Raw genomic sequence first — 25,911 nt, 5'->3', positions numbered from 1 at the left:
CGGGGGCGGGCTATGCTCGCCCCCGTGCCGATGGCGGCCATGATGGAGAGACGGCGATGGCGATCTTTCTGGCCCTCTACATGGGCTCCGACACCCCGATGGACCCGAGCGCGATGGACCCGGCCGACATCGAAAAGGGCATGGCCGCCTGGGGCCAGTGGATGACCGACCACGCCGAGTCCGTGCTGGTGACCGGCGGCCCGCTGGGCAAGACCAAGAAGACCGGCAAGGACGGCGTGACCGACATCCGCAACAAGGTCGCCGGCTATGTGATCGTCGAGGCCGACTCCCACGAGGCCGCCGCGCAGATGTTCGAGAACCATCCCCACTTCGCCATCTTCCCGGGGGACTCGGTGGAGATCATGGAGCAGCTGCCGATCCCGGGGCAGGGCTAGGCGAGGCGGGTCAGCCCCGCCCCCACAGCCGCTCGAACTTCCACCCGGTCAGGTTCTCGACGATCGCCTTGGACTCCGGGCTCTCGGCTTCGGTGGCGCCGGCGCGCAGACGCTCGACCTCGTGGATCAGCACCTCGTGGGTGCGGGCGTTGAGGCGGAATGACCACGAGACCCACAGGCCCCACAGCATGACCAGGATCGGTCCGGCGACCATCACCAGGACCACGGCGCGCACCGCCTCGGGCGTCTGGACCACGGTCGCGCCGGGGTGGGACTTGTCGGGCGAGACGAAGCCGCCCAGGCCGATCAGCGAGGTCGTGGCGACGATGGCCCCCGACTGGGCGATCTTGCGCACGAAGGTCATCACCCCGGCGAAGATGCCCTCCCGGCGCTGGCCGGTCACGGCCTCGTCGACGTCGGGCAGGTAGTTGTAGACGCTCCAGGGCACGAAGTTCAGCGTCCCCCGGCCCAGGCCGGCCAGGATGATGGGCACGAACAGCCAGAACAGCACGGTGGGCGTGGCGCCGCCGCCGAACAGGTTGCCGCCCAGGGCGGTCAGGCCCTCGGCGAAGCCCGCGGGCCGGATCAGGTAGAAGGCCAGGAACAGCAGCAGCGCCGCGCCGACGAAGCTGATGGCCATGCGGTAGGCGACCGTCGGCCCGGTGCGGATGACCACGTTGATGGCGATCATCACCGAGACCAGCTGGGCGACGTACATGGTGGTCATCAACTGGGAGATCACCAGGGTGGCGCCCATCATCACCGTGGCCACGAACAGCGGGAAGGCGGTGTTGAAGATGTCCTGCGAGATGTAGCCGCCCAGATAGAGCGACAGGTGCTGGCGAAAGGCCTTGATGCGCAGGGTCGAGAACAGGTCGCGGAACATGTTGATCGGGATCAGCGCCGCCTTCTCCCAGTCCAGGGGCTCGGGCTGGATCAGCTTCTCGGCCTCGGCATAGGGACGCTCCCAGGTGAACAGCACCACCAACAGGACCACCAGGCTGAACAGGCCGCCGAAGATGGCGGCCATGATCAGGAAGGTGCCCGACGAGTCCTTGCCGCCGAAGTGGTTGATGATCAGGGTCGGCAGGTACGAGGCCAGGATCGCCGAGCTCTGCGCGATCAGCATCCGAACGCCGGCGAACTTGGCCTTCTCCTTGTAATCCTTAGTCATTTCCGCCGCGAGGGTTTCCCACGGGATCAGGAACATCGTGTAGAGGAACTCGAAGAAGACGAAGGTGGCCAGGTAGTAGAGGAAGGTCTGGCCCGTCACGAAGATCAGGGCGAAGCAGGGCAGCAGCGGAATCGTCAAGATCAGGAAGATCTTGCGCCGCCCGATGCGCCGACCCACCCAGGTGTGGCGCAGGTTGTCGGAGACATAGCCGATCAGCGGGCAGGTGATCGCCTCCAGCAGCCGCGGCAGGCCCAGGATCAGGCCGGTCTCGACCGCCGACAGGCCGCAGAAAGTGATGAAGAAATAGGCCAGCCAGCCGGTGATCACCGCCTGGGCCCCGGCCCCCAGCATGTCGCCGGAACCCCAGCTCCAGTAGGTGACCCAGGAGGGTTTGCGAAGGTCCGACGTGGCCATGTGGGTCTCTCCCCGGAGTCTCGAAGTCTTGGTTCTTGGGGCCCGCCCGGCCGTGGCGAGGGCAGGCCCGGGAGGCGTCGTCTAGATGAAGGCCCGCTGGAACTCGCCCAGGGCCAGGATGGCCAGGGACTGGCCGTACGGCATCGAAGTCAGGGGGATGTCCTTGTAGCCCTGCAGGGTGTCGAACACCGGGGTGCCGAACGACACCTGCTGCAACTCGCCCTTGTCGTCGATATTGGCCAGCACGCCCTTCAGCGCCTTGATCCCCATCTCCTGGTAGTCCTTGGAGACATAGCGTTTGCGCACGGCCTTCAGCACGCCGTAGGCGAAGCCGGCCGTGGCCGAGGCTTCCAGGTACGAGGTCTTGTCGTCGACCAGGGTGTGCCAGAGGCCGGTCTCGGCGTCTTGGTAGCGGGCCAGGGCTTTGATCTGGGCTTCCAGCGTGTCGATCAGGAAGTCGCGCAGGGCGTCGCCGGGCTTGAGGTCCAGGAGTTCGATGAACTCGGGGATGGCGATCGTCACCCAGCAGTTGCCGCGCGCCCACAGGGCGTCGGCGAAGTTATGCCGGCCCTCGAAGGTCCAGCCGTGGAACCACATGCCGGTCTTGCGGTCGGCCAGGTACTTCACGTGCACCATGAACTGGCGCTTGGCCTCCTCGACGAAGTCGTCGCGGCCCAGCAGCAGGCCGATCTTGGCCAGGGGCAGGACGCTCATCATCAGCGTGTCGTCCCACAGCTGCTGCGGGTTCTCGCTGTTGAACACGATGTGCTGGAAGCCGCCTTCCTCGGTGCGCGGGCCCTCGTACATCACGTAGTCGGCCCAGGTTTCGAGATACGGCAGGTAGGTGTGGTCGCCGGTGGCTTCGTAGAGGTAGGCCAGGGGCAGGAACGGCGAGACGGTGTTGATGTTCTTGGTCGGGGTGCCGGCCTCGAAGCGGTCGGCGAACCACTGGGTCATGATCTCGAACGCCCGCGGGTCGGCGGTCATCTCGTACTGCTTCCACAGGCCGTACAGGCCCACGCCGTGGGTCCATTCCCAGTCGTTMCAGCCCTTGGTGTCGATGACGCGGCCGTCGTCGAGGCGCAGCAAGAACTCGCCGGTCTCGTCCTGGATGTCGACCAGGTTGCTGATCAGCAGGGCGATCTTCGCCTTGATGTCCTTGGCCTCGAGGCCGTGAGCGAGATTGGGCACGATAGTCTCCAGTCGAGTCGAAAGCGGCGGGGGAGCGCCGGGTCTCAGGGTTATCGGATTGGGGGTTTGAAATCAGGCGCGGGGACGCGGGCGACGGGGATGCCGCCGCGCACCGTGCGTAGGTTGACGAGCTTGACGGCCTCCAGCGCGTCGCCGGGCGCGCCGTCGCTGGTCACCGCCAGGGCCAGGGTGTTCTTGCCGTGCGGATCGACGATCCCGTTGGGCAGGACGAAGGTCCGCTGCGGGCCGACATTGGCGATGAACTGGCCCATGTTCCAGCCGTTGACGAAGATGAGCACCCGGTAGCGGCCTGGCGAGCGGGGCTTGTCCGGATCGCCGATGGTCAGGCCCAGGGTGGTGTCCTGGTCCTTGGGCAGGGCCAGGTCGAAGCTCGTCCGATACCAGGTCGTGCCGGCATAGGGCTGGGTCGCCGTCATGTCGGCCTTGGTCCACTGGGCGTCCGGGAAGCCCGGCAGGTGCCAGCCCATCCGCTCGCCGTATTGGCCGCCGTTGTTGGCGTTGCCGCGCACCGGGTCCTGGATGTCCTCGCCGCCCAGATTGCCCTGGACCTTCCAGGCGATCGGCACGGCGAAGCTGTAGCTGCCCGGACCCGACAGCGAGGCCGAGACCAGGCCGCGGGCCTCCTTGTGGAAGTCGTCGGCGTCCAGGTCCCAGTTGTGGCCGTTGTTGCGGACCATCACCGAGATCACGTGCTCGCCGGTCCCGCGCAGGTCCTCGGGCAGCTTGAACGTGGCCACGCCGGTGGTGATCGGACGCGGCAGGCCACCGTCCAGCTCATGCTGGCCCAGGAACCGGCCGTCCAGCCAGACCTGGAGCATGCCAGCCCCGCCGCCGCCGTAGTGCAGGGTCAGGGTGTCGATGCCAAGGTCGGACCCAGCCTTGGCGGTGTAGCGGCCGCGATACCAGACGTCGCCCTGGTGGAAGCCGTAGGCGCTCATATCGAGCGCAGGTTGCCCTGTAGGACCGCGCACGGTCGAGCCGCTACGACGGCCCTCGGCCTTCAGCCAGGCGGCGTCGTCGAACTTGGGATCGGACTCGGGCGAACCCGGCGCGGTCTTCCAGTCCAGCTTGGCCAGGTCGGGCACGGTCACAGCCGCCGGGCCGGCCAGCGGCTTGTCGGCCAGCAGGCTGCCCGAGGCGGTGGTCTTGGTCGCGACCTTGGTCCCGTTCCAGCGGACCGCCGTCACGCCCTTGGGCGCGAAGACCTCCAGCGGGCCGTCGGTCTCGGTGTCGCCGGTCAGACTCAGCACGCCGCCCTTGGTCGCCTCGCTCCGCACCAGGCCGGGGCCGCGGATCAGCAGGGCGTCGCGCCGCCAGAAGGTCTGGCCGGTCTCGGCGTCGGCCAGCAGCAGGGTCAGGGGCGGACGGCCGCCGCCGGTGATCCGCACGCGGGCCAGAGCCTTGTGGGCATAGGTCAGCTTCAGGTCGCCCTTGGCGGCGTCGAAGGCCGAGGCGACCTCGCCCTCCAGGACCTCGACCTTGGGCGCGGAGGCGTAGCGCAGCACCGTCTCGCCCGCCTCGCCGGCCCGGCCGTACAGCAGGGCCAGGTCGCCGTCGTTCCATTTCAGATGCGTCTGGATCTCCGACGTCGAATAGACCAGCCGCTGGCCGCCCAGGTCGTAGCTGGCCATCAGCAGCTTGCTGTCCTGCCCCTTGATCCGCGAAGGGACAACGTACTCGCCGTCGCGGGTCTTCACCTTGAAGGTGAAGGCCTCGTCGCCGGTGGCGCTGCTGGGATTGTGGACCACCACATAGAGGTGGCTGCCCGTCTCGGCGTTGAGGTTGTGATAGACGCGGACCTTGTCGTTGGACGGGGTCACCGCCTCGCCCTTGTCCATGCGGGTCAGGTCGGGCACGGCGGCGATGAACTCGCCCATCTGCTTCATGACCCGGGCCTTGTCGCGCAGGCCCCGGGCCTCGTCGATCKCCGAGCCGTAGTCGTAGGACGTGAACACCACCGGGGCCGGCAGCCAGCCCCAGCTGGTCCCGCCATAGGTCATGTAGAAGCTCTGCAGCGTGAGGCCGTTGGCGATGTTCGTGCCGTAGAACACCCGCTGGTAACCGACGCCGCGGTGCAGGGCGGTGCAGTCGTAGTCGCCGTTGCTGCCCCAATAGTCGAACCAGCCGCCGCCGAACTCGGCCAGGAAGCCGGGGGTGTTGGGGCTGGCCGAGGCACCGCCCTTGGCTCCGCCGGGGCCGTACAGGCCCCAGTCGGGCGCGACGCCGGGCGAGGACGGCGTGGAGTCGACCTTGCAGCTGCCGCCGGGATAGCCGTCGAAGGCGTAGAGGTCGTTGGGGCCTTCCACCGTGCCCGGCACGTTCGAGCCTTTCGGGACCCAGTAGCCGTTGCGGCCCTTGTCGTTGTGGAAGATCGGGACGGTGATGCCGTCGGCCTTGGCCTTGTCGTCCAGCCACCGCATGTAGCGCTGCTGCGGCGCGCCGACGACGTCCAGCTCGTTCTCGATCTGGTGGGCGATCACCGTGCCCTGGCCGGTGGTCAGCTGATGGCGGGCGATGACGGCGTTGATCTGGGTCAGCCACTCGTCGGCGGCCGCGATGTATTCCGGCGCGTCGGTGCGGGCCCGGGCCTGCTGGTTGACCATCCAGCCCGGGAAGCCGCCCCGGGTCAGCTCGGCGTTCACGTAGGGCCCGGCGCGGGTGATGACGTAGAGGCCTTCCTCCTTCGCCATGGTCAGCACGCGATCCATGTCGCGCACGCCGTTGAAGTCGTAGACCCCCTGTTTCGGCGAGTGGTAGCCCCAGTCGAAATAGATCGCGACGGTGTTGTAGCCGCTGGCCTTCATCTTCTGGAGGATGTCGCGCCACAGGTCGGGGCTGGGCACGCGGAAGGGGTGGAACTCGCCGCCCCACGAATAGACGCGCTGGCCGTCGACCTTCAGCGAGTACTTGTCCCAGGTGATCTGATGGGCTTGCGCCKGCTTGGCGGCGCCGGCTTGATCGCCGCCTTCCTTCAGCACCGTGAAGTGGCGCACCGTGCCCGACAACTCGGGCAGTTCGGTCTTGGGCGTCCAGGTGCGGAAGCCGTCTTGGCTGTCGCTGAACCAGTACCGCTTGGACATGTACTCGTCGAAATAAATCCGCCACGCGCCGTCGGGCGTGCGGGTCAGGGCGGGGCCTTCCAGGAACTTGCCCCAGCCGGCCCAGTCGCCCGCGCCCTTGGCCTGCCACGGCCCGTCCAGCGAGGGGGCGGTCCACAGCTCGACGAACTTGCTGGTCTCGTTCTTGGCGAAGGCGTTGTAGAGCCCGCCCTCACGGACCACGAAGGTGTCGATGAAGTTCGGCCCCAGGCCCGACAGCGGTTTCGGCGCGCTCCAAGTGGCGAGCGAGGCGTCGGCGGCGGTGATCCGGTAGGGCTGGAAGGCGCCCTGCTGGCCCGTGGTCGAGATCGACAGGATCAGGTTCACCGAGCCGTCCTGGTCGACGAACCACTCTGGGGCCCAGCTGTTGGTCGCGCCATGGGGCGTATTTGGGACCTCGACCTTCACGTCGCGCAGGAAGGTCCAGTCGGTCAGATCCTGGCTGCGGGCCAGGCCGATCGTGTCGCCGCTCCAGCCGGTGGTGTAGGCGACGTAGTACCAGCCGTCGGCGTGCTTCATCACGCTGGGATCGCGGATCAGACCCTTGGGCGGGGTGTAGGCCAGCGGCTTCTTCAGCGTGAAGCGCGTGCCGTCCGCCGAGTCGTAGACGCTCATGTTCGATTGGCTGGCGTTGGTGAACGCCGTCATCGTGTAGCGCACGGGCTCGGCCCCAAACGACTGAATGGGGGCCGACGTCGCCAGCAGGGCGGCCGTCAGTCCGAGAACGGGGAGGAGGGGGCGAGGCATCCTCAGCCCTCGAAGTAGAAGACGGGCTTCAGCGGCCATTCCACCGGCTTGTTGTCCGGATGGACCTCCATCAGGTCGGCCATGTAGTCCCACCAGCGCTTCATCACCGGCTGCAGCGGCAGGGCGTCCTTCTTGTTGTCGGGGCGCAGGCGCAGCACGGCAAAAAGGCTCATGGTCCCTTCATCCAGGAAGATCGAATAGTCATGGATCCCCGCCTCGCGCAGGGCGGCGGCCAGGTCGGGCCACAGTTCGTCGTGACGGCGCTCGTATTCGGCGGCGACGCCGGGCTTGAGCTGCATGCGGAAGGCGAGGGGCCGGTCCTGGTTGCTCATCGTGTCCTCCCGTTTCTTGTCTTGTCGTTGGCGTTCAGGTCGTCGGCGGCGGCAGGCGGTAGATCCGAGAGGCCGTCCCGCCGAACAGCAGCGCCCGCTCGGCCTCGCCGAAGCCGGCGGTGATCGCGTCATAGGCCTCGTAGAAGCCGCCGAACGACCCGTGCACCTTCTCGACCGGAAAGTTGCTGGCGAACATGCAGCGGTTGGGGCCGAAGGTCTCGATGACCTGCAGAACGAAGGGCCGCAGGCTGTCGACGGTCCAGGCCCGGTCGATCATCGCCAGGCCCGAGATCTTGCAGCTGACGTTCGGCCGCTCGGCCAGCAGGGCCAGGCCGTCGCGCCAGGCCGCAAGGCCGGCGTCGTCGCGGTCGGTCGGCATGCCGGCGTGGTTGACGATMACCGGCACGTCCGGGTTCGCGCCGGCCAGGGCGGCGGCGGTCGCCATCTGCGAGGGATAGAGCTGCAGGTCGAACGACAGGCCGTACCGGGCCAGCAGGGCGTAGCCTTGCCGCCATTGCGGGTCCAGCAGCAGGTCGCGCGGGCCGTAGGTCTTGGCCGGRTCCTTGTGCCAGTTGACGATCTGGCGCACGCCCCGGACGTTGGCCCGGGCGGCCTGGGCTTCCAGCAGCGCCTCGACGCCCGGATCGTCCAGATTGGCCCCGCAGACGATCCCGCCGATCACGCCCTGCGTGTCGGCCAGACCCTGCAGCCAGTCGGTCTCCGACAGCTGATCCTTGGGCGGCAGGCCGCATTCGACATGGACGGTCTGGACGACGTTCCAGCCGGCGGTGTCGGCCAGGTAGTCGTCCAGCCCATAGGACCTGTAGGCGATCGGCGACATGTCGCCGGCCGGGTTGTTCGGCAGCGGCGTGTCCTGGAGCCAGCTGTAGTAGTGCCGGTCCAGGTCCCACAGGTGCATGTGCGGGTCGATGATCGGGCCGAGATAGGTCATCGCTCCGCTCTTTCCCTAGAAGGTCGTGCGGCCGCCGGAGGTGTCGAAGGTCGAGGCGGTGGTGAAGCTGCACTCCTCGCTGGCCATGAAGCAGACCATGGCCGCGCTCTCGTGGACTTCGCCCAGCCGGCCCATCGGGATCTTGCCCTTCATGTACTCGACCTGGCTCTGGGGCAGCTGCTCCAGGATCGGGCTCTCGAAGGTGGCCGGGGTCAGGCTGTTGGCGATCACGCCCTTGGTGGCCAGTTCCTTGCCCAGCGACTTGGTCAGGCCGATCACCGCCGCCTTCGACGCCGAATAGGCGCCGGCGTTGGGGTTGCCTTCCTTGCCCGCCACCGAGGCGACGTTGACGATCCGGCCGTAGCCCTGGGCGATCATGAACGGGGACAGGGCCTTGCAGCAGTAGAAGACGCCGTTGACGTTGATGTCGAAGACGCGCTTCCAGCTGTCGGTCGGGTATTCGTAGACGGTGGCCGTGGCGCCGGTGATGCCGGCCGAGGCCACCAGGATGTCGACGCGGCCCAGGGCGGCGTTGGCGGCCTTGCCCGCGGCCAGCACGGCGGCTTCGTCCGAGACGTCCAGGGCCACGGTGTGCTGGGCGCCCACCTCGGCGGCGGCGGCCTTCAGGCCGTCGGCGTCCACGTCCCACAGCGAGACCTGGCCGCCCTCGGCGACGATGCGCGCGGCCACGGCCTTGCCCAGGCCCGAGGCGCCGCCGGTGATCACCGCGACGCGGCCGGCGAAGCGGTCGGGATAGACCTTGGGGGAGGAGACGGTGCTCACGCGACGCCTTCCTTGGACCAGGCCACGACGATCTGGCGCTGCTCGCCCAGCTTCTCGATGCCCAGGCGGATCTGGTCGCCGGCCTTCAGATAGACGGGCTCGGGCTTCTGGCCCATGCCGACGCCGGGCGGGGTGCCGGTGGTGATCAGGTCGCCCGGCTCCAGCGTCATGAACTCGCTGATGTACGAGACCAGCTTGCTGATCGGGAAGATCATGGTCTTGGACGAGCCGTCCTGCTTGCGCTGGCCGTTGACGTCCAGCCACATGCCCAGGTTCTGCGGGTCGCCCACCTCGTCCGAGGTGACCATCCACGGGCCGACCGGACCGAAGGTGTCGCAGCCCTTGCCCTTGTCCCAGGTGCCGCCGCGCTCGATCTGGAAGGCGCGCTCGGAAACGTCGTTGATCAGCACGTAGCCGGCGACGTGGTCCAGGGCGTCGGCCTCCGAAACGTACGAAGCGCGCGAGCCGATCACGACGCCCAGCTCGACTTCCCAGTCGGTCTTCAGCGAGCCCTTGGGGATCATCACCGGGTCGTTCGGGCCGGTCAGGCAGCTGACGGCCTTGGTGAACAGCACCGGCTCTTCCGGGATCGGCAGGTTCGACTCGGCGGCGTGGTCGGCGAAGTTCAGGCCCACGGCGATGAACTTGCTGACGCCCTTGACCGGCACGCCGTAGCGGGGCGAGCCCTCGACCAGCGGCAGCGACTTGGGATCGATCGCGGCCAGCTTTTTCAGGCTGGCGGGCGACAGCTCGGCGCCGGTGATGTCGGCGACGACGCCGGACAGGTCGCGGATCTGGCCGTCGGCGTCGAGAAGGCCGGGCTTTTCGGCGCCGCGGGGGCCGTAACGAAGCAGTTTCATGGGTCTACGCTTTCGAGAAGATCAGCGGGCGTAAGGCCGGTGCAGACCGACCTCGCGATTGAGTTCGACGCCGAAGCCGGGGGCGTCGGAGAGTTTCAGCTTGCCGTTCACCGGCACGGGCTCGCCGATCAGCTGCGGGTGGAACATCGGCACCACCTCGTCGGCCTTCGGGGCCATCATCAGGAACTCGGCGAACGGGCTGTTATGGCGGGTGACCACGAAGTGGTAGCTGTAGACGCTGGAGCCGTGCGGGATGCACAGCACGCCGCGGCTGTCGGCCAGGTTCGAGATCTTCACCAGCTCGGTCATGCCGCCGCACCAGCCGACGTCGGGCTGGATGATGTCGCAGCACTCCATCTCCAGCAGCATGCGGAAGCCCCAGCGGGTGGCTTCGTGCTCGCCGGTGGTGACCAGCATGCCCTTGGGGGCGTTCTTCTTCAGGTCGCGATAGCCCCAGTAGTCGTCGGGGCTGAGGGCTTCCTCGATCCACTTGAGGCCATATTCATGGGCCTTGTGGGCCAGCTTGGTGGCGTAGTTCAGGTCCAGCGCCATCCAGCAGTCGAACATCAGCCAGAAGTCCTCGCCCACGCGGTCGCGCATCGTGGCCAGTTCTTCCAGATTCTTGCGCAGGCCTTCCTCGCCCTCGGCCGGGCCGTGGTGCAGGGGCATCTTGCCGCCGATGAAGCCCATCTTCTGGGCCAGGTCGGGACGCGCGCCGGTGGCGTAGAAGGTCAGCTCGTCGCGGACCTTGCCGCCCAGCAGGTGGTAGACCGGCTCGCCGCGCAGCTTGCCCAGCAGGTCCCACAGCGCCAGGTCCACGCCCGACAGGGCGTTCACGACCAGGCCCTTGCGGCCGTAGTACTGAGTCGAGAAATACATCTGGTCCCAGATCTTCTCGATCTCGGTGGGATCGCGGCCCTCCAGGAAACGGGCCAGGTGCTTCTCGACGATATAGGCGGCCGGTTCGCCGCCGGTGGTCACCGCGAAGCCGACCGTGCCGTCGGCGGCCTCGATCTCGACGACCAGCGTGCCCAGCACATTGATCCCGAAGCTCTGGCGGCTCTGGCGGTATTCCGGATAGCGCGACATCGGGGTGGCGATGTGGTCGTCGATCCAGTGGCCTTCGCCCTGATCGTGATAGTCGGCGCCGCCGCCGCGTACGACATAGGCCCGAACTTGCCGGATGAGGGGAAACGGCATGGGAAAAACCAGCTCCAGCCCACACTTCCTAAGAGGAAGCGATCTACTTAAAGGAAGAGGAGGGCGTATCGTGAGGCTAAGGCCTTCGACATGCTTGGCGAAACCTTTGAGCGGCCGCGCCTACCTCCCCGGAGACGTCCTATGACACGGTGGMGCGTGCAGACTTTTGGTGACCGGGTCGTCGCCTTCGCCGCTTGCGCTAGGTACCATATTATGAGAGAGAGTGCTACAAAATGAAACGTGACGCGTCAAGGGGAGCCGAACCGGTGGCCAAGGAAGACAGTGCAGGCGGCAAGGCGCCCAGCGGCAGCCAGACGCTCTTCCGGGGCCTGGACCTGCTGGACGTGGTCGCGGACTCCGGCACCATCGGCCTGCCCGCCCTGGCCCAGCGCCTGGGCCTGACCCGCAGCACGACTCACCGCCTGGCCACGGCCCTGGTCGAGCGTCGCCTGCTGGCCCAGACCCCGCGCGAAGGCTACAGCCTGGGCTCCAAGCTGCTGGAGCTGGGCTACCTGGCCGGCCAGCAGATGGACCTGCCGCGCGTGGCCCGTCCCTATCTGGAAAAGCTGTGGGACGAGCTGGAGGACACCGTCCACCTGGGCGTCCTGGAAGACGACCGCGCCCACTATCTGGACAAGCTGACCGGCCGTCGCCGGATCAACATCTCCTCGCGCGTCGGCGACCGCCAGCCGATCCGCTCGACCGGCCTGGGCAAGGCCCTGGTGCTGGACGACACCGAGGAGCGCTGGCGCGAGCTCTATCGCAAGGAAGGCCCGCGCTCGGCGCACGGTCCCGACGAAGAGCAGTGGATCGCCTGGATGCGCGACTACGCCGAGAAGGGCGTGGCCTTCGACCTCGAGGAGAACGAGGACCGCATCCGCTGCGTCGCCGCCCCGATCCGCGGCCCCAGCGGCGCCATCGTCGCGGCCATCAGCGTCTCCGGCGCGGCCCAGTACATGGACGACGCGCGCATGAAGGACCTGACCGTGACGGTGCGCGACTGCGCCAACGCCATCGGCGTCGAGCTGGGATGGAACGAGAAGAGGACGCCGGCGAAACGCTAGGCCGTCCAGAGTTCAGTGGAGGAACGATGCTTCTGAAGGACAAGGTGGTGCTGGTGACCGGCGCCTCGCAGGGGATCGGCAAGGCGGCCGCCATCGGCTGCGCCCAGCACGGCGCGGACGTGGCGATCAACTACCATTCCGACGAGGCCGGCGCGGCCGACGCCGTGGCGCAGATCGAGGCCCTGGGCCGCCGCGCCATCGCCGTTAAGGGCGACGTGGCGCAGGTCGAGACCGCCGCCGCCTTCGTGGACGCCGCCGTCAAGGCGTTCGGCCGGGTCGACGTCTTCGTCAACAACGCCGGCATCTGCCCCTTCCACGCCTTCCTCGACATGCCGCCCGAGGTCATGGAGCGGACGATGAAGGTCAACCTGTTCGGCGCCTACTACATGGTGCAGGCGGCGGCCAACCAGATGGTCAAGCAGGGCGATGGCGGCGCCATCATCGCTGTCAGCTCGATCAGCGCCCTGGTCGGCGGCGGCATGCAGACCCACTACACCCCGACCAAGGCCGGCGTGCACAGCCTGATGCAGTCGACCGCCATCGCGCTCGGTAAGTACGGCATCCGCTGCAACTCGGTGCTGCCGGGCACCATCGAGACCGCCATCAACAAGGAAGACCTGGCCGACGTCGCCAAGCGCGAATACATGGCCGGCCGCATCCCGCTGGGTCGCCTGGGCGAGCCCGACGACCTGGCCGGGCCGATCGTGTTCCTGGCCTCGGACCTGGCCAAGTACGTGACCGGCGCGGCCCTGCTGGTCGACGGCGGCGCGTTCGTGAACCTGCAGTAGCCCCGTGATCGTCTCGTCCACCACGGACTTCCGGGAGGCGGCGCGGCGCAAGCTGCCCCGCTTCCTGTTCGACTATATCGACGGCGGCGCCTACGCCGAGCGGACCCTGGCGCGCAACGTCTCGGACCTGGCCGACCTCAGCCTGCGCCAGCGGGTGCTGAAGGACGTCTCCCAGGTCGACACCTCGACCACCCTGTTCGGCCACTACCAGGCCCTGCCGGTCGCCTTGGCCCCGGTGGGGCTGACGGGCATGTACGCGCGGCGCGGCGAGTGCCAGGCGGCCAAGGCCGCCGCMGCCAAGGGCGTGCCGTTCTGCCTGTCGACCGTCTCGGTCTGCGACCTGCAGGAGGTGTCCAAGGCCAGCCCGTCGCCGATCTGGTTCCAGCTCTACGTGCTGCGCGACCGGGCCTTCATGCGCGACCTGCTGGCCAAGGCGGCCGACGCCGGGGCCACGGCCCTGGTGTTCACCGTCGACATGCCCGTGCCCGGCGCCCGCTATCGCGACGCCCATTCGGGGATGAGCGGTCCCAACGCCGCCGCGCGGCGGCTGATGCAGGCGGTGTTCAAGCCCCAGTGGGCCTGGGACGTCGGCGTCATGGGGCGGCCCCACACCCTGGGCAACGTCGCCCCGGTGCTGGGCAAGAATTCCGGCCTCGAGGACTTCATGGGCTGGCTGGGGGCCAATTTCGATCCCTCGATCCAGTGGAAGGACCTCGACTGGATCCGCGACCAGTGGAAGGGGCCGCTGATCATCAAGGGCGTGCTCGATCCCGAGGATGCCAAGGCCGCCGCCGACATCGGCGCCGACGGGATCGTGGTCTCCAACCACGGCGGGCGGCAGCTGGACGGGGTGCTGTCCTCGGCCCGCGCCCTGCCGGCCATCGCCGACGCCGTGGGCGACCGCCTGACCGTGCTGGCCGACAGCGGCGTGCGCTCGGGCCTGGACGTGGTGCGGATGCTGGCCCTGGGCGCCAAGGGCGTGCTGCTGGGCCGGGCCTTCGTCTACGCCCTGGCGGCGCGCGGCGGTCTGGGCGTGACCCAGCTGCTGGACCTGATCGAGAAGGAGATGCGCGTGGCCATGGCCCTGACCGGCGTCAACACCCTGGACCAGATCGACAGCTCCATCCTGGCGCCAAAGGGACTTGGGGTGGATCGATGAGCGTGCTCGCCCTCGTCGCGGCGCTGGCGTTGCAGGCCGCGCCCGGCGCGCCCAAGCTCGACCTCACGGACGTGCCCGCGCCGGCGGCCATGGAAGCGCCGGTCGCCCGCATCCTGATCGCCAGCGATTCCACCGCCGCCAACTACGGGCCTTCCGCCTATCCGCAGATGGGCTGGGGCATGGTGCTGAAGTGCTCGCTGGACCCCCGTGTCGAGGTGGTGAACCTGGCGCGCGGCGGCCGCTCGACCAAGACCTTCATCGAGGAAGGCCTGTGGGACGGCCTGCTGGCCAAGCTCCAGCCCGGCGACACGGTGCTGATCCAGTTCGGGCACAACGACGCCGACCGGGTGAAGATCGTCCGCTTCACCGATCCCCAGGGCGCCTACACCGCCAACCTGACCCGCTTCGTGGCCGACGTGCGGGCCAAGGGCGGCCAGCCCGTCCTGGTGACCCCGATCGCCAAGCACGTGTTCCTGGACGACAAGATCCAGGAGACCCACGGCGCCTACGCCCTGGCGGTGCGCGCCGTGGCCAAGGCCACCAGGACGCCGTTGATCGACCTGGACGCCGACATGATGGGCGCCCAGCAAGCCCTGGGCGAGCCGGCCTCGCGCCGCCTCTACCTGATCTACACGCCCGAGGATCACGTCGCGCGCTACCCGAACGGCAACAGCGACACCACCCACATCAACGAGGGCGGGGCGCGCCTGGCCGCGTCGCTGGTGGCGGGACGTCTGGCGTTCCTGGACCTGCCGGTCTCGGCCTATGTGCACCCGGCCTCGACCGGCGTGCAGCCGATCCTCGGCGGCCCGCGCTGCCTGGGGCGGTAGGGGCGTCCGGAGCGCTCGCGGCGCCTTCCCCCTCAAATCGTCATTCCCGCCCTTGTGGCGGGAAACCCTCTGTCCGCGGCAAGGGCGGGGGTGTGGCGCGCTAGCGCGCCAAGGCGACGCACCGTCAGCTGAACCAGGGGTTCCCGCCACAAGGGCGGGAATGACGGGCGGATAGGGGGGTGACCGTAAAAGAAAAGCGGGACGCCTGAAGTGGCGCCCCGCTGGCCCGGATGGGGGGAAGAACGGGCGAGTCCGTGTGTGGGGAGGGACGGGACCGAAGTCCAAATCCCAACGGCTAAGATTCCATAATATGGAACATCATCCGATATAATGAGAATGCTTGACAGCGGGCGGGATGTCAAGCCACAGGTGGATAAAGGTCCAAAGTGGCCTGGCCAATTTGGAGGGCGCCACCATGCGACGCGTTGCGGGATCGATGTTGGGCGGGGTCTGCGCCGTCCTCTGCATGGCGGGCGTGGCCGCCGCCGCGCCGCGCGCCGAGCGCTTCTTCAACGACGGCTGGCGGATGGCGACGGGCGAGATCCCCGGGGCCGAGAAGGCCGACCTCGACGACGCCGCCTGGAAGCCCGTCACCCTGCCGCGCGCCTTCAACGAGGACCAGGCGTTCCGGGACGCCAGCACCGACCAGAAGGAAGCGGTGATCTGGTATCGCAAGTCGTTCGTCCTGCCCGCCGACTTCGCGTCGGACGGCAAGGCGTTCCTGGCTTTCGATGGCGTGCGCCAGGCGGCCGACGTCTATGTGAACGGTGTGCGGGCAGGCGGCCACGAGAACGGCGTCTCGGGCTTCGCCGTCGACGCCACCGCCCAGCTCAAGCCCGCGCCCTTCGTCAACCTGATCGCCGTACGGGTCGACAACAGCTGGACCTACAAGGAGCGCGCCACGGGCAGCGCCTTCCAGTGGAACAACAAGAACTTCAACGCCAACTACGGCGGCGTGAACCGGGCGGTGCGCCTGCACCTGACCGACGGCCTGCACCAGACCCTGCCGTTCTATTCCAGCCTGGGGACGACGGGCGTCTATGTCTGGGCCGACAAGTTCGACATCCGCCGCGGCGCCGCGACCGTCCATGCCGAGTCCCAGGTTCGCAACGACTCCGCCCGCTCGCGCACCTTCAGCTACCGGATCAGCTTGCGCGACGTCGACGGCAAGCCGGCCGGCGCCTTCGAGGGGGCGACGGTCACCCTGGCGCCCGGCGAGACCCGCACGGTCTCGGCGCAGTCGGCGCTGACGGGCCTGCACTTCTGGAGCTGGGGCTACGGCTACCTCTACACGGTGAGCACCGAGCTGGTGGAGGACGGCGCCGCCGTCGACGCGGTGACCACCCGCACGGGTTTCCGCAAGACCGAGTTCCGGAACGGGATGATCTATCTCAACAACCGGGTCATCCAGGTCCACGGCTACGCCCAGCGCAGCACCAACGAATGGCCCGCCCTGGGCACGGACGCGCCGCCGTGGCTCAGCGACTTCTCCAACCGGCTGATGGTTGAAAGCAACGGCAACCTGGTGCGCTGGATGCACGTGACGCCGTCCCGCCAGGACATCGACTCGGCTGATCGCGTCGGCCTGATGCAGGCCCTGCCGGCCGGCGACGCCGAGGGCGACGTGACCGGCCGCCGGTGGGAGCAGCGGGTCGAGGTCCTGCGCGACGCCGTGGTCGCCTTCCGCAACAACCCCTCGGTCCTGTTCTACGAGGGCGGCAACGAGAATATCAGCGAAGAGCACATGGCGGAGTTGAAGGCCGTGCGCGACCAGTTCGATCCGCGCGGCGGCCGCGCCATCGGCTCGCGCGAGATGCTCGACAGCAAGGCCGCCGAGTACGGCGGCGAGATGCTCTACATCAACAAGAGCGCCGGCAAGCCCGTCTGGGCCATGGAATACATGCGCGACGAGGCGGCGCGGAAGTTCCAGGACGAGCTGACCCCGCCGTTCCACGCCAACAGCCCCGACTACAACCAGAACCAGGACAGCTACGCCGCCAAGGCGGTGAAGACCTGGTTCGACTACTGGCGCGAGCGACCGGGCGGCGGCGAGCGGGTCAGCTCGGGCGGGGTCAATATCGGCTTCACCGACAGCAACACCCACTTCCGGGGCGACAACAACTATCGTCGCAGCGGCGAGGTGGACGCCATGCGCCTGCCCAAGGACGCCTTCTGGGTCCACCAGGTGATGTGGGACGGCTGGGTCGATGTCGAGCATCCGCGCAGCCACATCGTCGGCCATTGGAACTACGCGCCCGGGACGGTGAAGGACGTGATGGTCGTCTCCAGCGCCGACAGCGTCGAGCTGACCCTGAACGGCAAGTCGCTGGGCAAGGGCGTGAAGTCGGACGGCTTCCTGTTCACCTTCGCCAAGGTCGCCTGGGCGCCGGGCACGCTGAAGGCGATCAGCCGCGACGCCGCCGGCAAGGTGGTCTCGACCGACGAGCGGATCACCACCGGCCCCGCCGTGGCCCTACGCCTGACGCCGCATGTCGGCCCCTCCGGCTGGCGGGCCGACGCGTCCGACATCGCCCTGGTCGACGTCGAGGCCGTGGATGCTCAGGGGCGGCGCGTGCCGACGGCGCTGGACACGGTCCGCTTCGCGCTGGACGGCCCGGCCGAGTGGCGCGGCGGCATCGCCCAGGGCGACTCCACGGGCAGGAAGCCGGTCGAGGTCACCGGTCCGGCGGTGAACGTCGTCACCCAGGCGGCCGGCAAGGACGCGGTGACCCATTACGAGGGGGCCAATCGCGGCGACGACAACTTCATCGGTTCGAAGACCTTGCCGATCGAGGCCGGGATCAACCGCGTGGCCCTGCGCTCCACCCTGGCGGTCGGCAAGGTCGTCGTCACCGCCGCGGCCGAGGGACTGAAGCCCGCCAGCCTGACCCTCGACGTCGCCCCGCCGCCGGCCGAGGCGCCGCTGCTGCCCGTGGACCTGTCGCGCGGCCCGACGCCCGCCACGCCGTCCTACAAGGTCCGCCGCTTGGCCCTGAAGGCCGTCGCGGTGGTCGCCGGTTCCAACACCGCCGACGTCGGCAAGGCCATGGACGACGACGAGACCACCCACTGGGCCAGCGACGGCCAGCTGGCCAACGCCTGGCTCGAGTTCCAGTACGACCGGCCCCAGCGGGTGGACGAGGTGGTGCTGAAGCTGATCGGCTGGCGCCTGCGCGCCTATCCGCTGCGCATCACCCTGGACGGCCGGGTCGTCTACGAGGGCGTGGCGCCCAAGAGCCTGGGCTACGTGACCTTGCCTCTGAAGGCGGGCCAGCCCGGTCGCAAGCTGCGCATCGCCCTGACCGGTCCCACCGAGGACAGGGACGCCTTTGGCAAGATCGTCGAGATCACCGGCGCTCGGGCGGGGCTGGATACGGGCGCGGAGAAGGTGAAGACCGGCGGCGCGCTGGGGGTGATCGAGGCCGAGGTCTATCGCAAGCCCTAGGCTCGCGGCGGTCCCGAAGGCAGCTCGATGATCGCCGCCAGCCCGCCTTCGGGGCGGTTGGCGAGGGTCAGGCGGCCGCCCTCGCCCTTGGCCAGGGCCTGGACGATCGACAGGCCCAGACCCGCGCCGCCGGTGCGCCGGTTGCGCGAGGCCTCGCCGCGTTCAAACGGGGCGGTGATGCTCTCCAGCATCTCGACCGGGAGACCCGGCCCGTCGTCCAGCACCATGATCTCGACGCGACGGCCGAGGGGACGGGCGTCGACCGTTACCGCCCCGCCGTAGCGGGCGGCGTTGTCGATCAGGTTGTCGACCATGCGGCGCACGGCCAGGGGCGAGGCCCAGGCCGCGCCGGCCGCCTCTGGCGCCAGCAACACCGCCTGACCCATCTCGAGCCGCAACGCGACCAGGGCCTCGAGCTCCTGGCGGATGTCGATGGACCGCGCGCCGTCGCCGYGTCCGGCGTCCTGGCGGGCGAACAGCAGGGTGTCGTCCAGCAACTGGGACATCTCGGCCAGGTCGCTCCCGGCCTTGGCGCGCTGGGCGTCGTCGGCGATGAATTCGGCGCGCAGGGTCAGGCGGGTCAGATAGGTGCGCAGGTCGTGGGCGATGGCCGCCAGCATCCGCGTGCGCTCGTCCATCAGGCCCCGGATCCGGCCCTGCATCGTGTTGAAGGCCGCGGACAGCTCGCGCAGTTCGCGGGGCCCCCGCATCGGCAGGGCCTTGGCGTCCAGGTCGTCACCGAACCGCGCGACCTCACGGGCCAGATGGCTGACCGGCTGGGTGGTCTGGCGCACCGCCAGGACCAGCATCAGCAGGGTGACGACCAGCAGGGCGGCGGCGGCCAGGGAGACCCGGCTGAAGAACTGCCGCGCCGTCTCCGGGGCGCGACGGCGCAGCACCAGCACCTCGCCGTCGGCCAGCCGCACCGACAGCCGCAGGGCCTGGCGGCCGGGCAGGGCGTCCTGGCGCAACCGGCCGCCGCGCCGGATGTCGATCCGCAGCTCCCGCTCGCCCAGGGCCTGGCGATAGGCCCGATAGCCGGGATCGCCCACGTCGGCGGCCCGGGCGCGCAACGGCACGGGCAGGAAGTCCGTCTCCAGGGTGGTGCGGATGACGCCGGTGTCCAGCGCCTTGACCACCTTGGGCCGGGCCGACGGCGGACTGGCCTCGACCGCCTCGACGATGGCTCGGGCCTCGGACGGGCGGGGCAGCTGGTAGAAGCGCACGCCGCCTTCGCCCCGCCCCTGCGGCCAGACCAGCAGGGCGGCGCCGATCACCAGCATGATCGCCAGCCCGGCCAGCAGGATAGCCGTCATGCGCGTGGAGAGGTTGTCGGACAGCATCATGGCTAGAGCCGCTCGGCCGGCGCGCTGAACAGGTAGCCGCCGCCGCGCACGGTCTTGATCAGGGCCGCGCCGCCCAGCTTGCGGCGCAGGCGGCTCAGCAGCACGTCCACGGCGCGGTCGAACGGTTCGGCGCTGCGGCCGCGGGTCCAGTCCAGAAGCTGGTCGCGGCTGAGCACCCGCTGGGGGTGGCGCAGGAAGGCCATCAGCAGGTCGTGCTCGCCGCCGGTCAGGGTCACGGGCCGGCCGTCGGGATCGGTCAGGTCGCGGCTGGCCGTGTCCAGCCGCCAGCCGGCGAAGCCCAGCACCTCGCCGGGCGGTGTGCTGGCCACGCGATGGACCTCGCGGGTGCGGCGCAGGATCGCCTTGACCCGGGCCAGCAGCTCGCGCGGATTGTAGGGCTTGGCCAGATAGTCGTCGGCGCCGATCTCCAGGCCGATCACCCGGTCGATGTCGTCGCCCTTGGCGGTGACCATCAGGATCGCCGTGTCGCCCGCCGCCCGCAGGCGACGGCAGACCGACAGGCCGTCCTCGCCCGGCATCATGATGTCCAGCAGAACCAGGTCCACCCGACGGCGGGCGGCCAGGCGGTCGAAGGCCTCGGCGTCGGCGCAGCCTACGACGTCGTAGCCCTCGCGGCGCAGCAGCCCCAGGGTCAGGTCCCGGATTTCGGCGTCGTCTTCCACGACCGCGATCAGCGTGTTGTCGGCCATGGTCAAGGAGATGCCTCAAGCCTCGGTCCAGCGGAAGCCGCCGGCAGGCCCGTTTACACTTCGACACAGTTCGTCGGGCGCGAGCAAACCAGGGATTGCCCGGCGGTGGTCAGATGGCGGCGTCGAGGGACACCGACCCCACTCCCCATGGAGCCATCATGCGTAAGACTTCCATCTTGGCCGCCGGCCTCTCGTCCCTGGCGATTCTCGCCGCCATGATCGCCGCGCCCGCCCAGGCCGGCCAGCACGGCCGTTTCGTCAGCGTCCAAGGCGCGCGCGGTCACGGCTATGTCCACAATCGCGATGTCAGCCGCCAGCCCGGCGCGATCTCGGTCTCGCGCGGGACCCAGACCAACTCCGGTCGCGGCGTGGCCAGCAACCGCAACGCCAGCTGGGGCGACGGCGCCTATCACGGCGGGGCGTCCCGCACGTTCAACAACGGCGCCTCGGCCAGCCGTTCGACCAACGTCGTCAACAACGGCGACGGCACGGTCAGCTACGACCATTCGCGCACCGGCTACGACGGCTCGACGCGTTCTGTCAGCGGGACGGTGACCCGCCCCTGATCGAACTCGTCCAGGCCCGCCGCGCCAGGCTCCCCCAAACGGCGCGGCGGGCGTTTTCCGGAGACCGAAAATGAAGATCCTGACCCTGTCCCTCATCGGCCTGGCCGCCCTGGGCGCTTCCAGCGCCGACGCGGCGTCGCGCACGCCCGGCGCGGCGCTCGAAAAGGCCGACGCCAACCACGACGGCTATGTCACCCGCGACGAATTCAAGGCCTCGCGCGCGGCGCAATTCCAGCGCCTGGACCGCAACGACGACGGCGTGGTGACGCCGTCGGAGTTCCCCCGCCTGGCCCGGTCGAACCGTCCCAAGGCCCAGGCCTTGAAGACGGTGATTACCCACGCCGACCGCGACGGCGACGGCCGGGTGACCCGCGCCGAGTTCGTCGACGGACCGGCCCCGTTGTTCGATCGCGCCGACCGCGACCATGATGGCCGGCTGTCGCGCGACGAGGTCGCCGCCGTCCGCGACCAGCTCGAGGACCTGAAATGACGTCACGCCGAAGCGCTCTTTTGATCATCCTGGCGGCCGCGACGCTCGGCGGGGCCGGCGCCGTCGAGGCCGCTCAGCTGGGGCTGGGCCTGCGAGGCCCGATGCGCCAGCGCCTGCTGGAGAAGAAGGCCGAGGAAGAGCGTCCGATCGACCTGCAGGCCATCCTGCCCGGCGCGCGCAAGCAGACCGACGCCTACGGGACCGACCCCGCCCAGCGGGTGGACGTCTATATCCCGCCTCACGCCCACGGTGCGCCGATCCTGATCATGGTGCACGGCGGGGCCTGGATGATCGGCGACAAGGCCAACACCGGCTCGGTCGAGAACAAGCTCAAGCACTGGCTGACCCGTGGCTGGATCGTGGTCAGCGTGAACTACCGCATGCTGCCCGACGCCATGGCCTACGCGCAGGCCCAGGACGTGGCCGAGGCCGTCCAGTGGGCCCAGGGCTACGCCGAGGACTGGGGCGGCGATCCGGACAAGATCATCCTGATGGGCCACTCGGCCGGCGCGCACCTGGTGGCGCTGGTCTCGTCGCGACCCGACATGGTCGGCAAGCCGTGGGCCGGGACGGTGGTGCTGGATTCGGCCGCCATGCAGGTCTCGGCGACCATGGCCGGCCGTCACCCCGGCTTCTACGACCGCGCGTTCGGCGCCGATCCCGCGGACTGGGCCAAGGCTTCGCCGATGGACCAATGGACGCCTCGGGCCGTGCCGATGATGCTGGTCTGCTCGACCCGGCGGCCGGACGATCCGTGCGACGACGCGCGGCGGTTCCAGGCCAAGGCCCGGGCGGCCGGACGCGACATGCCCGTCCTGCCCCAAGCCCTGACCCATGCCGACATCAACCGGACGCTGGGGGCGCCCGGGGCCTATACCGATGCGGTGGATGCGTTCATCGCCGCGCGGTTGAAGGGGCGGTAGTCGCCAGCCTCCGGCCCTGGGAGGGCCTATTGCGCGGCCTTCGCGACCTCCACCGCGTACACGTGGTTGGCCCCGTGCATGTTCGAGCGGAACACGATCCACTTGGCGTCGGGCGTGAAGTTGACGTTCGGCTCCAGCCTGTAGTCGTGGCCCTGCATGTTCACCAGCCGCTCGGTGTCCAGCACGCCCGGCTGGATCAGGGTCTCGGAGCCCGGGGCGTGGATGCCGGCGACGTCGGGGATCGCGCGGGGGCGCATCAGGTACAGCCATTTGCCGTCGGGCGCGTGGGCGACCATCTCGCTGTCGCCGCCGTCGCCGGCGAACAGTTTGCCGTCCGGCGAGGTGTTGAAGTGCACCGACCAGGCGTTGCGGTCCAGGTGCATCCAGGTGCGCTTGCCGGTGGCGATCTCGTAGCCGGCCACCCAGAAGTCCTCGCCGCGCGGGGTCTGCAAGTCGTACCAGATGGTCTTCCCGTCGGCGCTGAACCACTCGTGGCCGGCGATCTCCATGTTCATGGTCCGGGCGTGGATCTTCACGGGCGTGTCGCCGGCCTTGTCGATGCGCACCAGCCACAGCCGGTCGACCTTGTGCCAGGGACCCTCGTGGCAGAACATCAGCAGGCCTGGATCGGTGGGCGAGAACTGCAGGTGGTTCAGCCAATCGGTGGCCTGGTGCACGACCTTGCGCTCGCCGGTCGCGGTGTTGATCGTGAAGATCTCCATCGGGATGCGGCTGTCCAGGCGGGCGTTGAGCTGCACCTCGCGGCCCTCGGCGTAGGACAGCTCCCGGCCGTCGGCGCTCTTCACGTCATCGGGGTTCTTGGGGAGGGCGTCGGCCAGGTTGGGCACCGCCGGCACGTCGGTGCGCACGGCCACGCCGGCCAGCAGGGTCTCGTCGGCGTTGATCGTCTGGATGCCCACGCCCTTGGCCAGCTTGGCGATCGCGCGGACCTTCTTGGTGGCCGGATCGACCGCCTCGACCTGGCCAGAGCCGTCCTCGGCCATGCGCTGGTAGTAGATCTGGCCGGTCTTGYGGCCGACGAACAGCAGCCGGACCTTGCCCTCGACGACGGGCTTGAGGGCGTGGCTCTTCAGGTCGACCACCGAGATCCCGTCGGGCGTGCTGATCGCCAGGAATCGGCCGTCGGGCGTGTAGCCGTTGTAGTTGAAGTAGAGGCTGCCGCTGCCGGGCTTGTCCGACAAGCGGATCACCCGGTGGCCGGTGTCCTTGTCGATCCATTCGCGCGGGGCCTCAGGCAGGCCGGCGCGGGGCTCGGTGACCCGGTCCTGGGCCTGAGCTGGGGCCAGGGCCGGGACGAGGGCGGCGGGCGCGGCGGCGAGCAGCAGGCTCACGGCCGCGGCGCGGAGGAGGAGGGCGGTCTTCATCGGCGTCACCTCACTTGGTCCGGATGTCGGCGCGCGGCGGGGCCTTCATGCCCTCGCCGAGATAGAAGCTGGTGTGCGGCGGCTGGTTGTAGGCGGTGTTCTGCCAGGCGATCGACACGCGGTACTGCGGGTCGTGCATCAGCGTGACCAGGCGGCGCTGGGTGACGTAGGGCGTGGCGTAGATCCGCAGGCTCCTGTTGTCCTCGGCCCGCCAGATCACCTCCTCGCGCCAGTCGCCCAGGATGTCGGCCGACAGGGCCGGGGTCGACTTGGTGCCGTTGTTGGAGGTGAAGCCCTCGGCCGTCAGCAACGGCTTGGCCTCGCCGGTCTTCCAGTCCCACTTGCTGATCTGGTTCTTGTCCAACAATTCGCGCAGGTCGTCGCCGTCCCACCAGATGGCGAAGTTGGTCTGGCGCGGATGCTTGACCCCTTCGATCGGCTTGCCCTGGGCGGTGTAGAGGGCGTCCTGGTTGGAGCCCCAGGCCTCCTCGCCCGGGAAGCGCGGGTCGATGTCGGCCGACAGCCCTCGGCCGGTGTCCTTGTCGGACGGGGTGCTCCACAGGACCTTGCCGGTGCGCGCGTCCAGCATGGCCGCGCCGATCCCGCCGTTGTTGCGCATCTCCTCGTGCACCCCGAACTTCTCTAGGCCCGGACGGGTGGGGTCCAGGTCGCCCACGTGCATGGTGTCGCCGTGGAAGAGGCGGGCGCTCCACAGACCCTTGCCGGTGTCGTCCACCGCCATCGAGCCGTAGATGATCTCGTCGCGGCCGTCGCCGTCGACGTCGGCGACGCTGAGCTGGTGGTTGCCCTGGCCGCCGAAGGCTTCGTTGCCAGGAGCGGCGCTGTCGAACAGCCAGCGCTGGGTCAGCTTGCCGTTCCGGAAATCCCAGGCCGCCACCGTGGACCGGCCGTAGTAGCCGCGGCCCATGACGATGCTGGGCAGCCGGCCGTCCAGGTAGGCGGTGCCGGCCAGGAAGCGGTCGGAGCGGTTGCCGTAGCCGTCGCCCCAGACCTGCGTCATCTGCTCGACGCTGGGCGCGTCCGTGCGCGGGTCGCGCGGGGGCGAGTAGGGGGCGCTGGCCAGGGCCTTGCCGGTCGCGCCCTCGAACACCGTCAGGTATTCCGGCCCCTTGAGGATGCGGCCCTGCACCTTGGCGACCTTGGTCCCGTCCGGCAGGGTCGTGGCGCCCGTGCGGTCGGCCTGGGGCCGTTCGCCGCCGTCCTCGCGCCAGTCGGCCTTGGCGTCGCCCAGCACCTTGCCGGTCCCGTCGACCGTGCCGTCGCTGGTGCGCACGGCGATCTCGGCCTTGCCGTCGCCGTCGTAGTCATAGACTTGGAACTGGGTGTAGTGCGCGCCGGCCCGGATGTTGCGGCCCAGGTCGATGCGCCACAGGCGCTTGCCCTCCAGCGTGTAGGCGTCGAGGAAGACGTTCCCCGTATAGCCGCCGAAGGCGTTGTCCTTGGAGTTGGTCGGGTCCCACTTGAGGACGATCTCGTAGCGACCGTCGCCGTCAAGGTCGCCGATGCTGGCGTCGTTGGCGGTGTACGAATAGGCCTCGCCCGCTGGGGTGACGCCGCCGGCCGGCGGGTCCAGCGGGATACTCAGATAGCCCTCGGCCCAGACCTTGGCCGGGGCGCTGGGCGCGGCTTCCTTGCCGCCGATCACGGCGCGGACGGTGTAGGTCGCGGTCGGGCCGCCGGTCTTGTCGACGAAGTCGGTCGGGCCGGTCAGGGGGGAAGCGTTCAGCTTCGTCCCGTCGCGATAGAGATTGAAGGCGATCTTGGCCGGGTCGTCGCCCAGCAGCCGCCAGCTGACCAGCACGCCGCCGTCCACCGCCGGCACGGCGACCACGCCTCGGTCGAGGGCCTCCATCCGGCGAGGCGCGGCGATCGCTGATCCGCCCACGGACGACAGCGCCGTCGCGCCAAGAAGAGCCGCCGCCGCGATCCGCGAGCCCCGGTTCCCACCACGCTTACTCATGCGTCGAATCCCTTTGGTTTCCCCAGTCCAGACTCGCGACGGCCGTTCTTCGCGGCT

21 protein-coding genes are annotated in these 25,911 nt (G+C 69.1%); 9 read left to right on the top strand and 12 right to left on the bottom strand.

Annotation, left to right across the window (positions count from 1 at the left end; genetic code table 11):
• Positions 1-56: 56 nt before the first annotated feature.
• A complete protein-coding gene (locus AC1U89_RS11435; RefSeq protein WP_479899820.1) occupies positions 57-395 on the top strand; it encodes a YciI family protein in 339 nt (112 codons plus the stop codon).
• Between the two features lie 10 nt (positions 396-405).
• Here AC1U89_RS11435 and AC1U89_RS11430 read toward each other — a convergent pair whose 3' ends face one another.
• The 8 genes from AC1U89_RS11430 to rhmD all read right to left on the bottom strand — a co-directional run bounded on the left by AC1U89_RS11430 (position 406) and on the right by rhmD (position 11,167).
• On the bottom strand, positions 406-1,983 hold the full coding sequence (locus AC1U89_RS11430) for an MFS transporter (RefSeq protein WP_479899819.1): 1,578 nt from the start codon (positions 1,981-1,983) through the stop codon (positions 406-408).
• A gap of 81 nt (positions 1,984-2,064) precedes the next feature.
• A complete protein-coding gene (bglB, locus tag AC1U89_RS11425; RefSeq protein ID WP_479899818.1) occupies positions 2,065-3,174 on the bottom strand; it encodes a beta-galactosidase BglB in 1,110 nt (369 codons plus the stop codon).
• A gap of 50 nt (positions 3,175-3,224) precedes the next feature.
• Positions 3,225-7,040 carry a beta-galactosidase gene (locus AC1U89_RS11420; RefSeq protein ID WP_479899817.1) on the bottom strand — a complete coding sequence of 1,272 codons (3,816 nt, stop codon included), beginning with the start codon at positions 7,038-7,040 and terminating at the stop codon, positions 3,225-3,227.
• A 2-nt stretch (positions 7,041-7,042) separates the two neighbouring features.
• A complete protein-coding gene (gene rhaM / locus AC1U89_RS11415) occupies positions 7,043-7,372 on the bottom strand; it encodes an L-rhamnose mutarotase (protein WP_029907042.1) in 330 nt (109 codons plus the stop codon).
• Between the two features lie 34 nt (positions 7,373-7,406).
• The gene (locus AC1U89_RS11410; RefSeq protein WP_479899816.1) at positions 7,407-8,324 is read right to left on the bottom strand and encodes an amidohydrolase family protein; all 918 of its coding nucleotides are present in this window, start codon (positions 8,322-8,324) and stop codon (positions 7,407-7,409) included.
• 15 nt (positions 8,325-8,339) lie between these two features.
• Complete coding sequence (locus AC1U89_RS11405) at positions 8,340-9,107, bottom strand: SDR family NAD(P)-dependent oxidoreductase (RefSeq protein WP_479899815.1); 768 nt, start codon at positions 9,105-9,107, stop codon at positions 8,340-8,342.
• Entirely contained in the window at positions 9,104-9,967 is an 864-nt protein-coding gene (locus AC1U89_RS11400) for a 2,4-didehydro-3-deoxy-L-rhamnonate hydrolase (RefSeq protein WP_479899814.1), read from the bottom strand. Before AC1U89_RS11400 ends, AC1U89_RS11405 begins: the two co-directional genes overlap by 4 nt.
• A gap of 21 nt (positions 9,968-9,988) precedes the next feature.
• On the bottom strand, positions 9,989-11,167 hold the full coding sequence (gene rhmD / locus AC1U89_RS11395; protein WP_479899813.1) for an L-rhamnonate dehydratase: 1,179 nt from the start codon (positions 11,165-11,167) through the stop codon (positions 9,989-9,991).
• Positions 11,168-11,400: 233 nt separating this feature from the next.
• Here rhmD and AC1U89_RS11390 point away from each other — a divergent pair, with 233 nt between their 5' ends.
• From AC1U89_RS11390 to AC1U89_RS11370, 5 genes are all read left to right on the top strand, one after another.
• Entirely contained in the window at positions 11,401-12,231 is an 831-nt protein-coding gene (locus tag AC1U89_RS11390; protein WP_479899812.1) for an IclR family transcriptional regulator, read from the top strand.
• 26 nt (positions 12,232-12,257) lie between these two features.
• Positions 12,258-13,019 (top strand): SDR family NAD(P)-dependent oxidoreductase, encoded by a 762-nt coding sequence (locus tag AC1U89_RS11385; RefSeq protein ID WP_479899811.1) that lies wholly within the window; start codon positions 12,258-12,260, stop codon positions 13,017-13,019.
• 4 nt (positions 13,020-13,023) lie between these two features.
• Positions 13,024-14,178 (top strand): FMN-dependent L-lactate dehydrogenase LldD, encoded by a 1,155-nt coding sequence (gene lldD, locus AC1U89_RS11380; RefSeq protein ID WP_479899810.1) that lies wholly within the window; start codon positions 13,024-13,026, stop codon positions 14,176-14,178.
• Positions 14,175-15,008, top strand: coding sequence for a rhamnogalacturonan acetylesterase (locus AC1U89_RS11375; RefSeq protein WP_479899809.1), 834 nt, complete (start codon positions 14,175-14,177; stop codon positions 15,006-15,008). Before lldD ends, AC1U89_RS11375 begins: the two co-directional genes overlap by 4 nt.
• 415 nt (positions 15,009-15,423) lie before the next feature.
• Positions 15,424-18,453, top strand: coding sequence for a glycoside hydrolase family 2 protein (locus tag AC1U89_RS11370; RefSeq protein WP_479899808.1), 3,030 nt, complete (start codon positions 15,424-15,426; stop codon positions 18,451-18,453).
• On the opposite strand, the gene AC1U89_RS11365 is transcribed toward AC1U89_RS11370, so the two are convergent.
• Together AC1U89_RS11365 and AC1U89_RS11360 are read right to left on the bottom strand one after the other, a co-directional pair.
• Entirely contained in the window at positions 18,450-19,799 is a 1,350-nt protein-coding gene (locus tag AC1U89_RS11365) for an ATP-binding protein (protein WP_479899807.1), read from the bottom strand. The genes AC1U89_RS11370 and AC1U89_RS11365 overlap by 4 nt on opposite strands.
• A 2-nt stretch (positions 19,800-19,801) precedes the next feature.
• Complete coding sequence (locus AC1U89_RS11360; protein WP_479899806.1) at positions 19,802-20,509, bottom strand: response regulator; 708 nt, start codon at positions 20,507-20,509, stop codon at positions 19,802-19,804.
• A gap of 158 nt (positions 20,510-20,667) precedes the next feature.
• Here AC1U89_RS11360 and AC1U89_RS11355 point away from each other — a divergent pair, with 158 nt between their 5' ends.
• The 3 genes from AC1U89_RS11355 to AC1U89_RS11345 all read left to right on the top strand — a co-directional run bounded on the left by AC1U89_RS11355 (position 20,668) and on the right by AC1U89_RS11345 (position 22,488).
• Positions 20,668-21,075: a hypothetical protein gene (locus AC1U89_RS11355; protein ID WP_479899805.1), complete on the top strand. Its 408-nt coding sequence runs from the start codon at positions 20,668-20,670 to the stop codon at positions 21,073-21,075.
• A 70-nt stretch (positions 21,076-21,145) separates the two neighbouring features.
• Entirely contained in the window at positions 21,146-21,565 is a 420-nt protein-coding gene (locus tag AC1U89_RS11350; protein ID WP_479899804.1) for an EF-hand domain-containing protein, read from the top strand.
• A complete protein-coding gene (locus tag AC1U89_RS11345; RefSeq protein WP_479899803.1) occupies positions 21,562-22,488 on the top strand; it encodes an alpha/beta hydrolase in 927 nt (308 codons plus the stop codon). The genes AC1U89_RS11350 and AC1U89_RS11345 overlap by 4 nt, the downstream gene beginning before the upstream one ends.
• A 26-nt stretch (positions 22,489-22,514) precedes the next feature.
• Here the strand turns inward: AC1U89_RS11345 and AC1U89_RS11340 are convergent, their stop codons facing one another.
• Both AC1U89_RS11340 and AC1U89_RS11335 read right to left on the bottom strand, forming a co-directional pair.
• Positions 22,515-23,873, bottom strand: coding sequence for an oligogalacturonate lyase family protein (locus AC1U89_RS11340; RefSeq protein ID WP_479899802.1), 1,359 nt, complete (start codon positions 23,871-23,873; stop codon positions 22,515-22,517).
• A gap of 10 nt (positions 23,874-23,883) precedes the next feature.
• On the bottom strand, positions 23,884-25,854 hold the full coding sequence (locus AC1U89_RS11335) for a rhamnogalacturonan lyase (protein ID WP_479899801.1): 1,971 nt from the start codon (positions 25,852-25,854) through the stop codon (positions 23,884-23,886).
• Between the last annotated feature and the right edge of the window lie 57 nt (positions 25,855-25,911).

Source organism: Caulobacter sp. 05T431 (genome assembly GCF_056665975.1).
The sequence above is the reverse complement of the archived record's forward strand: the minus strand, read 5'-3'. Positions and strand labels throughout refer to the sequence as shown.